Origin of the sequence: Poriferisphaera corsica, from assembly GCF_007747445.1 — a bacterium.
Lineage (GTDB): Bacteria > Planctomycetota > Phycisphaerae > Phycisphaerales > Phycisphaeraceae > Poriferisphaera > Poriferisphaera corsica.
On record NZ_CP036425.1, the window covers coordinates 4,102,255 to 4,114,788 of the forward strand.

A 12,534-nucleotide genomic window follows, 5' to 3' on the forward strand; every position below is an offset into this window, starting at 1 on the left:
CAACCAAATCGTGTCAGTGACCACAATCATCGTTATCATATCGCTATCGATTCGCCCGTATCTTGATTCAAACGAGAAACCGCATGTTCGCCCGTCATAAACAAAAACCTCAGCAGCACCCCGATCCCAAATTACGCACCATGCAGGCCGACGCCACCCTTGATTGGTGGCGGCGAAACTTCAAGTGGGTTCTCATCATGGGGCCCGGCTTCTTCACTCTCGCACTCATCATCGGCGGAATCATAGGTATCTATGCCACCAATCACTCGCCACTCTACACCTCCGCATGGCAGCAAGTTCAAACCAATCCACAAGTCATCGCCGCTCTTGGTCAACCCCTTGACGCCGGCTTCCTCGCCCAAAGCCAGGAGAACCCAACCACCGGCCAAATGATCTTCAACATCTCCGGCCCAAATGGTGACGCAACCGTTCAACACAATGCAAAACGCGATAACCCGCAATCCGACAACTGGACCACCACGTCGCTACTCGTCTATACCCGAACAAATCTTGGCGATCAAACCATTGCGATTATTCAGCCCACCGAACCAACTGACTCACCTACCGAACAATAAAAAAAGCTCTCTGCATTCACAGAGAGCTTGTCAATTCCACATCTAACAATCTATTAGCCGAGTAGTTTCTTCACACTCGCTTTAATACCTTCCGGACACAGCCCTTGATGCTGCATCTGTTCCCACAAACCGCCACAGCCTTCTTTGGTTGAACCGAGATGTGCATACTTCGGGGTCAAGCCGCGTTCAAGCAACCACGACCCCATTTTTGAACCAAGACCTGTATCTTTATTAAACGATTCAGCAACCAGCACAAATCCGCTCTTGCCGATTTTTTCAAGCATTTCGTCATCAACCACATTCAACGTTGGCTTATTGATCAAACCTACATCAATACCCTCAGCCTTGAGCTGCTCAACAGCATCCAACGCCCGGTACAACGTCTCACCAAACGAAACGATATACCCAGCCGTCCCTTCACGGATCACTTCATCCTTGCCCGGCTGGAACTTGTAACCATTCTCCGGTGCAAAGTAATCCTTCCCGTCTTCGGTCAAGATGTCCGGACATGCCGACCGTGTCGAGAACACAAATCGCAGCCCCGCATCATCAAACACCGTCTCAAGCAGTGAACGCATCTGATGCTGATCAGCCGGGAAGTAAAGCCGCGTATTGTCGCCTTCTTCTAGGCCATTCGCCGCAAACATGTTGTTGATGCCAAAGTGACACGTATTGTCCGCCATGTCATCAACACCCGCATGTGAGAAGTGGGCCAACACGTTTGACTTATTCAAGCGCGCCATCGTGATCTCACTGATCACCATCTCCAAAAACGCTGAGAACGTCCCGAAGATTCCCTGCTTACCTTCTTCCATCCCGAACCCAGCACAAGCTGAGTAATTACCACGCTCCATAATGCCCGAAGCTTCAAACACCTCTGGATGACGCTCTCGGATATGGTTCAGCCCACATGACCCCTCAAGGTCTGAGTCAATGCAGCGAACTTTCGCCACACGATCCTCACGCGTCATCTTGTCTAAGATATCCGAGACAACTTTGCCAAAAACATTACGGTTCGAACCCTTTGAATCACCATTCGAACCGCGGTACGTCGTTCCATCCTTCAGCTTATCAATACCTTTAAGATACTCAGCCGCCTCACCATGACCACGTTCCTCAAGATACGCGATCGCAAGATCAACCTTGATCACATCGTGACCATGCGGCGAATTCTCCAGCCCCTTAATCTTCGGCGCCATCGGCCGCTTATTAATCAGCGCCACAGGCCCCGGCGTATTCACCGCATCACACATCCGTCCATACAGATCATCCAGATCCTCACCATGCCCCTCAAGCACCTTCACACCATGCCCTTCAAGCGTTTTCTTCACGCAATATCCCGGCAAGTACTTCGACGGATGACCCGCAATCGTCACGTCATTGTCATCCACAATCACCTTGACATTCAAACCCTTCGCCACCGCAAAACGTGCAGCCTCCGCATCGTTCCCCTCTTGTTGCGAACCGTCCGACCCAAAGCAGAAAACCGCCTTCTCCGGATTCGCCATCGCCACACCATTCACATACGGCCACATATGCCCCAACCTGCCCGAACTAAACCCAACACCCGGCGTATACCCCAGCTCCGGATGCCCCGGCAAGTGTGAATTCGCTTCACGATACTCCGCCAACTTCTCCGCCGGCATAAACCCGTTCAGCACGCTCATCAAGTATTGAATCGCAACACGGTGACCCGCCTCGTCGAAATACTTGTCCACCACCCGATTCGTCCCACGCATAAACCCATCAGCAATCAATACCTCAGGCACGATATCGTATGGCCCGCCCGTATGTCCGCCTAGACCTTTCGCAGCACCTGTTGCCGTAAAAAAGATAATCGCGTCACGACATAACGCAATATTGTTTTCCAACTGTGTTTTCTGCTCGGCCGTCAACCTCGGTTGCCCCGGATCTAGCTCCATCGGCACAAACGCATTCAAATCAATCGGAAACGGCTTCGTTGCTGCTGAACTCATCATTAAGTCCTTTGATTTCGATCTTTCAGGATCTGCTAAAACATCTTGCTTCATGATTTTGAACCGTCTCAATTGGATCATTCAGCCGCAGAAACCTGCCATCGCTCATATCCAACGTACTGACCCACAAGCCAACGGTTCAAATTCTTCCGCAAAACGCACTAAAAACTCACCCACACATCTTGGCGACGTCACACGCTTCAAGGTCTGCCCCCGCGAACCTTGAAGCGTACGCCTGCACATTATTCACACTTTACCCGCCAAGCCAAACCACATCCCCCCTTCCCCAGCCTTCTCCCAACAATATCCCCCTCAATCAACCACATCACCCATTAAATCGTCAAAATCGCTCAATTCTCCCCTTTTTCCCCATCCCCCCACCACTTCAACGATCACATCACCCCCACCAGCCTCGACCGATAACTTTTTCACGTCCGAGAACATCACCCTCGACCATCCCCTAAGTCCACTCCAGTTACATCCTCAAGTTTTCCCATTTTTATGTCCGATTCGTACTTAGCTGGAAGCGCCATATTTATCTCACGCTCAAGGACGAGCATCAACCAGATTCGCCAATCTGAATCGATGTGTAACGCGCAAGGAGCGACCGACCATGAGCAAAGAACAAATGATCCAGGCTATCCGCAACCGCAACCGCACCGCAAAGCCTGAATACCTCGGCCACTTCGACGAGCAAGACCTCCAGCAATACCTCGCACGACTCACCTCCATACACGGCCGACGTGGCCGCGAATCTCGCTGGGTACGCAACACCACCTCCCCAGCCGTCATCACCCGCATCGCTCAATAACCCACCTCCCCTGTTTGGATTCACTTCCAGACAACATCAAACATAACCAACAAAAAACTGCGACCCATCGGCCGCAGTTTTTCTATATCAATAATAAGAAAACTTAAACCCATCCTCCACCACCTCAATCTACTGCCTGATTATGCCAGTCGAATAACTGCAACCTGATAAATCACCGGGGGTTCAGGGGAAGGAAGCGGAGCAAAGGGAGGGGGGGGGAAATCACCCCGCAATTCTGAAGCCTGAAATCACTTCCATCATTCCTTCCGCCCGCTTCGCCAGGTTATGGCCCGCCGTCGCAGCCTGCTCCGTCGCGTCTTGCGACTGCTTCGTCACACTACTAATCGATTCCACCGCCTGCGCAATCTGCTCACTCGCAAGCGCTTGCTGCTGACTCGCCGTTGCGATCCCCTCAACCTTCTTCGCAACCATATCTGCCGACGCAACAATCTCTTCCAGATAATCGCCAGCTTCGCTCACATGCTCCACACCCACCTGCACATGCTCACAACTACGATTCATCAACTCAACAGCATCCGCCGTCTCACTCTGCATCGTCTTGATCGATAGCGCGATCTCATTGGTTGCCTTCGTCGTCCGGTCCGCCAAACTCCTCACCTCATCCGCAACCACCGCAAACCCCCTCCCGTACTCACCCGCCCTCGCCGCTTCAATCGCAGCATTCAGCGCCAATAAATTCGTCTGATCCGCGATCTCATTAATAAACGTCAGAATCTCACTGATCTGTTGGCCGCGCTCACCCAACTGGTTCACGCTTTCCGCCCCATGCTTCACCCGTTCTGATACCTCATTAATATCATCAATTGTCTGCTTCACAGCCGCACCACCCTGATTCGCAACCTCGCCCGAGCGGATCGCCTCCTGTGTCGCATCATGGCTTTGCGTCGCCACCTCATCCACCGAGACCGACAATTCCTCAACCGCACTTGCCGTCTGTTCGATCTGCGACGCCTGCTCGCGCATCCCATCCGCAATATGATCACTTGTCTCCGCAACCTCCTCAGCAGCAAGCGCAACTTCCTGCGCACTCTCACCCACCTTTGAAATCACATCACTCACACGATCCGCAAACGTGTTATAACTCCTCTGCAGATGACCGATCTCATCCTTCTTACTCACCTCAAACCTGAACCGCATATCGCCATCCGCCATCCGCTCCATCGCCCCCGCCACCTCATCAATCGGCCGCTTCACCATCACACGCAAAAACCATCCCGTCGCCGCAATACTCACCAACAACGTCAGCGCACAAATCAACATCGTCGCATACTGAATCTGCTTACGAATCGCCATGTACTCACTACGATCCTTCACCACCTCCAACACACCTACAATCTCACCCTGATAATCACGGATCACTGTCGTGAACACCGCCGTTGGGTTCCCCTCATACTCAATATGATAAATATGCTCTTCACCATCCAGCGCCACCGCCAGATTTTCTCCGTCAAGCAAATCCACTTCGCCCATTGTCGATGCAAACACCTCAAGCACCCCGCCCGCCTTCCCCGCTTCGCCTTGCCGCATATACATCACATAATCAACCCCGCCTTCTTCTTTTAGCTCGTCAAAAAACTGCTGATCAATCGACATCCCAAACTCAACCGTCCCAACATGACCTCCCGCCACATCAAACATCGGCACAACACCACGTATCCCTAACCCCGCAACACCTTTCTCCAACCCGCTCACCGGCCGCTTTGTCTCATTCGCCATCACCACCGTCTTGCGGAAACCCGACAGATCATCCCCATATTTTTTCTGCTTATGCACCCGCAAAAAACTTTCCGCCGGCGGCAAGTGAAACTGAAACTGCCTCACCCCATATACTTCCTTCATCTTCCCAAACCCCTCACCATACATTCCCCATAACCCCGCGCGATCTTTCGCCGCAAACATCCGCCTCGCCTCAGCGTTCCCAGCCACAACCTCCGCCAACGACACTGCCATACGCTCTTCAGCACCAATCGCGCCCAGCACCTTCAACCCGTTCTCATGCAATTCGTTCTGCTCAGCCACCGTAATAAAGTGATCCAACCGATCCAACGTGAACCACGTCAACACCACACCGCTCAATAGCAAAATCCCCCCAATACCCAACAACAATTTCATCCGCACCGACATACAATTAAACCGCATACAACGCTTCTTGGGTTTGCCCACGTTTCGACTCCTCCGTCTGATCTACAAATTAAGTTTCATGCATCAACACGATGACATACATTCATAACAACCGCAGCATAAGCCCCGCTTACATGCAGCTTCTCATTTCTTCTTTTCAGTGATTACAATTCAGCCGCTGCCCTGGCAACCAAATCTATTAAGACCTGCCCCGCCCCCTACAGCCACTTTTCTATATAAGACATGCCGCCTCATACAAATCAGCTTACCCTATACAGATCTATGTCAACGTCAAACATTCGTTCAAACTGTCAACTTGCCTTTTTTCGGGTCTTCCCCACCATCACTTAAACTTGGAATCACTTTAAACAAAAAACACTTCATATTGACCAACAAAGCAACATATTCCCTCGGAAAACCTTTAATCATATAGCTTTACAGCTCTCATTCATGCCGCACTGTTTTCATCCTAGTTTTATCAATTACCATCTAATCGGCGCATACACATCCCCAGCATTTCCTCTTAAAAACAAGCGAAATACAATCAAACAATGATCACCCTACCTATCACTTTTTTGTCAGAATGATTCTTCTCAAGCCTGCCATCGCCGGTGACAGCGTATTTGAAACACACTCTCTCAGAATCTCCCCACTGGCAGAGCGTATACCAATCTCATATCAAAAAATGTCCGTCATTAGGCCTTAATCAAATCTACTCAAAACTATCTATTCGACGGATAGGCCCAAGCCCCCGCCAGCTCCGGCCGATCTGCCCCTGTCACCTTCTCTAACGTCGCCGCTATCCCATCCTCACTCATCGCGCCCAGCACCGCAAACCCCATCGCCTCACGCGCATCTGCCGGGATCCCCACCTCATCACTCGTTTTAACACAATACCGCCCCTCACCACGCGTCTCCGCAATCGCTTTGATCCGCTCCACCAAATAACAGTTCTTCGCCCCGCCCCCACCTAAAATCACTTCAACCTTCTCATCTCCCTGACCTCCCGCTTCGTAACTTCCAGAAGCATCCGAATCTAACAGACTCTGCACCACCACATGCGCCACCGCCTCTGTCGCCGTCGCCACCTTATCCGCATCACTCATCTCTGCCGGCCACATCCCCATCAGCTTCTCAAAGAAAGCTTCATCAAAATCTTCACGCCCAAGTGTCGTCTTTCCCTCAACCTTCAGCCCAAACGCATCCTCCTGTAATTTCTCCCATAACCAGTCACTCGCCTGACCCGACCGCGCCACCTCACCATCCTTGTCATACCCCTTCCCCATCAGCCGACTAATCACCCCGTCTATCAACAGATTAGATGGGCCACGATCCCCGCCGCTAATCCCCTTCATCACCTCTTCTGCATGATCCCCCTTTGGGATCGTCGTAAAGTTACAAATCCCGCCCTGATTAATCACATGCTTCCTCATTCCCAATTCACCGAACAAGAACCAGTCTGCCGCAGGCGTAATCGGCGCACCTTCACCACCCGCTATCAAATCCCCCTGCCGCAGGTCATAACACACCTTCACCCCACACAACCTCACCACCGGCCACGGATCAAATAACTGCCAACTCAATTTCCCAACCTCATCCTCCGGTGCATGCCAGATCGTCTGACCATGACACACCGCAAAATCCAACTTCTCACCCTTCGGTAAATACTGCTCACACACCTCACTCACCGCGCCCGCATACAACTCCCCTAACCGCCTCGCCGCACGCATATACTCAATCGCATCATGCGCCCGCCCCGTCGCCAACTCAGCCAGCACATCCGCCAGCTCTCCCAAATCTCGGCTCATCATCCCCATATACTCCGCCCGCATCCACATCCCTTCTCCTACCACGCGCACCAACGCCGCATCCAACCCGTCTAAACTCGTCCCTGTCATACAACCAACGATATATCTGACTTTATCACTCATCCCCGCAGGATACATCCCCCCCGCGCTCATGTCACCCCCCTTTTCGCATCGCTCCTCAAAACCGTATTTCCCACCCAACAACCGTACGAATTTCGCACCCCCTACATGCCACTCAGCTTTTTCAATGCTTCAACATCACCCCCACGAATCACCTCGACATTCGCTTCAATCTTCTCAATCGGCCAATCCCACCACTTCACCTCCCCCAACACCTCAATCACCTCATCCGAAAATCGTTTACGAATCACCTTCGCCGGATTCCCCCCCACAATCGTATACGGCTCGATATCCTTCACCACCAACGATCGCGTTCCAATGATCGCACCATCACCAATCTTAACACCAGGCATCACCACCGCATCCATCCCCAGCCAAACATCATGACCAATCACAGTATCACCCCGATCCACACCACGCGCAAACATCGCATCAATATCCTCCGCCGTCGTCTCCTCCGTCATCATAAAATTCATAAATGGATACGTCGAAATCCCATCCATCTTGTGATTCGCCGATTGCGTCACAATCTTCACTCCATGCGCGATCTGCACAAACTTCCCAATCACCACCTTCTCACAGCTCATCGGAAACAAATACGGCAACAACAGCCGGCAATAATCCGTCACATCCCTCTCAAACGTATGCATATAACTAAACTCGCCCACCTCCAACCGTGGATGATCAATCACCTGCTTCAGATAAACAATATCCTCAACCACCATACCATCAGGCATCACCATCGGATGCTTCTTCGTCGAATCCAGTAACGTCATCTCATCACCTCCTACTTCTTTTCACCACCCCAACCATAACGCGCTCACAACACACGATGCTCCGGCCCATTCGGATGGATCACCCGATAATCAATCAAAACGTCATCCATAATCTGCTTCACATTATCCAGCTGCAATTGATGCGTATCACAAATATGATGCAAATTATGCCCATGCACCGCGCTCATCGCATCCTGATCCCCCGCAATCCGCGGCGACACAAACACCAACACCTGATCCACCAACTCATCCGCAAACAGCGACCCCGTCAGATTCGCACCACCCTCACACAGAATATTCGTCATCCCATAATCCTTCACAAGCAGCCGCATAAACGCGCACATATCCAGCCGACCATCCTCCCGTCTTGTCACCGGCACAACCTTCGCACCAAACGACTCAATATCCTTCACCCGCTCTCGCTCCTCCCCCGCAACCTTCCCGCACGCCGCAATCAAAACCTCAGGCCCATCCTCCTTCAACAACTTACAATTCAGCGGCAACCGCAAATTCGGATCAATCACAATCCGTCTCGCAACACGTTTCACAACCACACCCCGCGCCGTCAGCACCGGATCATCCATCTCCACCGTCCGCACACCCACCATCACCCCATCAAACCGCCCCCTGATCCGATGCACAATCTCCCGCGACCGATCGCAACTAATCCACTTACTGTCTCCCGTCGTCGTTGCCGTCTTCCCATCCACCGTCTGCGCCCACTTACACATCACCCAAGGCAAACCGCTTTCCACCCGCTTCACAAACGCCTCATTCAACTTCAGCGCCTGCTCCTCGCACACACCTACCGTCACCTCAATTCCTGCCTTCACCAGCTTCTCAATCCCCGCACCGCTCACCTCCTCATACGGATCCTCCATCGCCACCACAACTCTCCCAAGCCCCGCCTCGATCACCGCATCCGCGCACGGCCCCTGTTTCCCATGATGACAGCATGGCTCCAAATTCACGTACATCGTCAACCCCTTCACATCCACACCCTTCTCATGCGCATCCTTAATCGCCTCAACCTCCGCATGCGCATCCCCATATTTTTGGTGATACCCCGACCCTACAACACTGTTATCCCGCACAATCACAGCCCCCACCATCGGATTCGGCTCAACATATCCCCGCCCCTGCATCGCCAAATCCAACGCATGCCGCATAAACGTCACATCTCTCGGCTGCAATCTGCTCATAACCCTGTTTTCCCTTATCCATCTCGATTCAAAAAATATACATCCCCATTACAAAATCGTATAGCATACGCTCGCCGATGCAATTTTAGGCCGCCAATCATTTTTCAACCGACAATATATTTGGTTTACTTCATGATTGACCGCACAACGCACACCCTCATCAATAACCATATAACCAATCGCACCATACAAATCCATTATCCGGAGCCTGAATATGAAATGGATCATCCGTAGCGTCATCGCACTGCTTATCGTCGTCCTCATCATCGTCTCTATCCTCTACATCTACATCGATACCATCGCACGTCGCGGCATCGAGTACGCCGCAAACTATGCCACCGGCACAAAATCCACTCTCGCCGCCGCAAACGTCGGTATCCTCAAAGGCTCACTCACACTCACCGAACTCAAAATCTACAACCCCCCATCCTTCGGCGACACAACCTTCTTCGACCTCAAAAACGGCAAGACCGCCGTCGAACTCTCAACCCTCCGCCAAGACACCGTCGTCATCCCTCTCCTCGAACTCAACGACCTCAATCTCAACATCATCTCAAACAAAGGTAGCACCAACTACCAACCCATCTTTGACCACATGTCTAAACTCCAGGAAGACGCCAAAAAATCCGAGCAGGGCGACACAGGCTCACAAAAAGGCTTCGTTATCAACGAAATCCTCATCACCGACATCAAAGTCAACGTCGACTACGAGGGACAAAACTACCCCGTTAAAATCCCCAAAATACAACTCAAAGACATCGGCTCCGGCACAGATTCCGGCGTCGTCCTCTCACAAGTCACCGGCATCATCATCGAAGCCATCATGAAGTCCGTCATTGAAAACGCACCCGAGGTTCTACCCAAGCTCATGCTCAACGGCTTACAAAACGGCGTCAACGGCATCGGCGACATCGGCTCATACTCCTCCGAAACACTTGGCAACATCATCGGCAATATCCCCGGCGGACAAGAACTCAACGAAGCCATCAAAGGCAGCGGTAAATCCCTCGAAGAAGGCTTCGGCAACCTCTTCGGCGGCTCAAAAGAAGAAGCCGGCTCAAAGTAACCCTCGCCTATTCTTCTGTTAGACAACTCAACAAACCCGCGTACACCTACGCGGGTTTTTTCATACCAACACCCGCTTCAAAAACCTCAATTCCATGCCCGTTTTTCGGCGACCCATCCCGACCACCCCCCATAACATATCCACAGAAACGCAACCCAAGGAGATACAACATGCAATTTACGAACAAAACCATCCTCATCACCGGCTCAAACCGCGGGCTCGGCCGCGCCCTCCTCAATCAGCTTCTAAAACGCAACGTCAACAAAATCTACGCCTGCGCCCGCAACCTCAACACCCTCGACAACATCACCCATCCCAAAGTTCACAAACTCCAGCTCGACATCACCAATCCAGACCACATCCAAGCCGCCGCACAAACCGCACCCGACACCAACATCCTCATCAACAACGCAGGCATCGCCGCCTATGAAAACCCGCTCACCACCAATAACCTCGACCTCATCCATCGCGATTTCAATACCAACCTCTTCAGCACCCTCAACATGATGCGTGCCTTCACCCCCATCCTCCAACAAAACACGCCCGCCGCCATCATCAACATCGTCTCCATCGCCGCCTTCGTCAACTTCCCATTTCTCGGCGGATACGCCGCCTCAAAAGCCGCACTCTTCTCACTCACCCAAGGCATCCGCATCCAGCTCGCCAACACCGACATCGCCGTCCACACCGTCAATCCCGGCCCAATCGATACCGATATGACCCAAAACATCGATATGCAAAAAACCAGTCCCACCGATGCCGCCAATGCTATACTGAGCGCATTGATCGCTGACCAACCCGACATCTTCCCAGACCCCACCAGTCAGCACATGTTCAATCAATGGCAACAAAACTACCTTGATCTCGAACAAGCCGTCCTCGACATGACCACCTCGCCTGCGAACCATCAGTAATCAACGCCATGTTCCCAAAATCCAAACAATCCGAACTCTATACCGCCCTCGTCAACAAAGACCCCAACTACGAAGGCATCTTCTTCGCAGGCATCAAGACCACCAACATCTTCTGCCGCCCCACCTGCCCCGCGCGCAAACCCAATCCCGAAAACTGTGAGTACTTCAAAACGCCGCAAGACGCGCTCCTCGCAGGCTACCGCCCCTGCAAACGCTGCCACCCTCTCTCACTCCCCTCACAAACCTCCTCGCTCATCAAAAAACTCATCGACGCCGTCGAAGCCGAACCCGAAAAACGCTGGAAAGATCGTGATTTCCACGCACTCGGCGCCGACCCCTCAACTGTCCGCCGCCACTTTAAAAAACGTTTTGGCATGACCTTTGTCGCATACGCACGCGCCCGCCGTATGGGCCTCGCACTCTCAAACATCCGCACCGGTAAACCCATTATCCAGTCCCAGCTCGCCGCCGGCTACGAATCCGCCTCAGGTTTCCGCGACGCCTTCTCACGCATCATGGGCACGCCACCCTCAAAAAACAAACAGCAAACTCATCTAAGCGCTGATTGGATTGATACGCCGCTAGGCCCAATGATTGCCATTGCTGACGACTCCCACCTCCACCTCCTCGAATTCGTCGACCGTCGCGGCCTCGAACGTGAAGTCGAACGCCTCCGCCTTAAACGCAACGCCGTCATCATCCCCAACCAAACCGCCATCACTAAATCTATCGCAAAAGAACTCACCCAGTACTTCCAAGGCAAACTCAAAACCTTCAAAACCCCCACCATCTACCTCGGCTCCCCCTTCCAGCAACAAGTCTGGGACACACTCCGCACCATCCCCTACGGCTCAACCTGGTCTTACTCACAACTTGCCTATCAACTGAATAGACCTACCGCAGCCCGCGCCGTCGCCCGCGCCAACGGCACCAACCAACTCGCCATCATCATTCCTTGCCACCGCATCATCAACAAAGACGGCAACCTCGGCGGCTACGCCGGCGGCATCCCCCGCAAACAGCAACTCCTCAACCTCGAATCAAAATCCGTTGAATAAGAACTAAATCACGCGCAGACAAACAGCATGTCAACACAAGCACTCAGCTATCCCTGCGCCCATTCTAAAAATGAATTGAATTTAGC

General features: G+C 52.4%; 11 protein-coding genes. 6 read left to right on the forward strand and 5 right to left on the reverse strand.

The genetic code is table 11. From position 1 onward, the window contains the following. Positions 1-83: 83 nt before the first annotated feature. Complete coding sequence (locus KS4_RS16645) at positions 84-575, forward strand: cytochrome c oxidase assembly factor Coa1 family protein (protein WP_145080859.1); 492 nt, start codon at positions 84-86, stop codon at positions 573-575. 53 nt (positions 576-628) lie between these two features. On the opposite strand, the gene KS4_RS16650 is transcribed toward KS4_RS16645, so the two are convergent. Continuing rightward, positions 629-2,551, reverse strand: a complete 1,923-nt coding sequence (locus KS4_RS16650; protein WP_145080862.1) for a transketolase C-terminal domain-containing protein — start codon at positions 2,549-2,551, stop codon at positions 629-631. A 52-nt stretch (positions 2,552-2,603) separates the two neighbouring features. Here KS4_RS16650 and KS4_RS17780 point away from each other — a divergent pair, with 52 nt between their 5' ends. Both KS4_RS17780 and KS4_RS16655 read left to right on the forward strand, forming a co-directional pair. Continuing rightward, the gene (locus tag KS4_RS17780) at positions 2,604-2,777 is read left to right on the forward strand and encodes a hypothetical protein (RefSeq protein ID WP_200761382.1); all 174 of its coding nucleotides are present in this window, start codon (positions 2,604-2,606) and stop codon (positions 2,775-2,777) included. Between the two features lie 387 nt (positions 2,778-3,164). Beyond that, on the forward strand, positions 3,165-3,362 hold the full coding sequence (locus KS4_RS16655; protein WP_145080865.1) for a hypothetical protein: 198 nt from the start codon (positions 3,165-3,167) through the stop codon (positions 3,360-3,362). A gap of 222 nt (positions 3,363-3,584) precedes the next feature. Here the strand turns inward: KS4_RS16655 and KS4_RS16660 are convergent, their stop codons facing one another. The 4 genes from KS4_RS16660 to ribD all read right to left on the reverse strand — a co-directional run bounded on the left by KS4_RS16660 (position 3,585) and on the right by ribD (position 9,410). Beyond that, positions 3,585-5,546 carry a methyl-accepting chemotaxis protein gene (locus KS4_RS16660; RefSeq protein WP_145080868.1) on the reverse strand — a complete coding sequence of 654 codons (1,962 nt, stop codon included), beginning with the start codon at positions 5,544-5,546 and terminating at the stop codon, positions 3,585-3,587. 680 nt (positions 5,547-6,226) lie between these two features. Beyond that, positions 6,227-7,465 (reverse strand): anhydro-N-acetylmuramic acid kinase, encoded by a 1,239-nt coding sequence (locus KS4_RS16665; RefSeq protein ID WP_145080871.1) that lies wholly within the window; start codon positions 7,463-7,465, stop codon positions 6,227-6,229. A gap of 71 nt (positions 7,466-7,536) precedes the next feature. Beyond that, positions 7,537-8,208 (reverse strand): CatB-related O-acetyltransferase, encoded by a 672-nt coding sequence (locus KS4_RS16670; RefSeq protein ID WP_145080874.1) that lies wholly within the window; start codon positions 8,206-8,208, stop codon positions 7,537-7,539. A 44-nt stretch (positions 8,209-8,252) separates the two neighbouring features. After that, positions 8,253-9,410 (reverse strand): bifunctional diaminohydroxyphosphoribosylaminopyrimidine deaminase/5-amino-6-(5-phosphoribosylamino)uracil reductase RibD, encoded by a 1,158-nt coding sequence (gene ribD / locus KS4_RS16675; protein WP_145080877.1) that lies wholly within the window; start codon positions 9,408-9,410, stop codon positions 8,253-8,255. A 214-nt stretch (positions 9,411-9,624) separates the two neighbouring features. Here ribD and KS4_RS16680 point away from each other — a divergent pair, with 214 nt between their 5' ends. From KS4_RS16680 to KS4_RS16690, 3 genes are all read left to right on the forward strand, one after another. Next, positions 9,625-10,476, forward strand: a complete 852-nt coding sequence (locus tag KS4_RS16680; RefSeq protein ID WP_145080880.1) for an AsmA family protein — start codon at positions 9,625-9,627, stop codon at positions 10,474-10,476. 170 nt (positions 10,477-10,646) lie between these two features. Next, positions 10,647-11,390 carry an SDR family oxidoreductase gene (locus KS4_RS16685; protein ID WP_145080883.1) on the forward strand — a complete coding sequence of 248 codons (744 nt, stop codon included), beginning with the start codon at positions 10,647-10,649 and terminating at the stop codon, positions 11,388-11,390. 8 nt (positions 11,391-11,398) lie between these two features. Next, a complete protein-coding gene (locus KS4_RS16690; RefSeq protein WP_145080886.1) occupies positions 11,399-12,448 on the forward strand; it encodes a bifunctional transcriptional activator/DNA repair enzyme AdaA in 1,050 nt (349 codons plus the stop codon). Positions 12,449-12,534 lie beyond the last annotated feature (86 nt).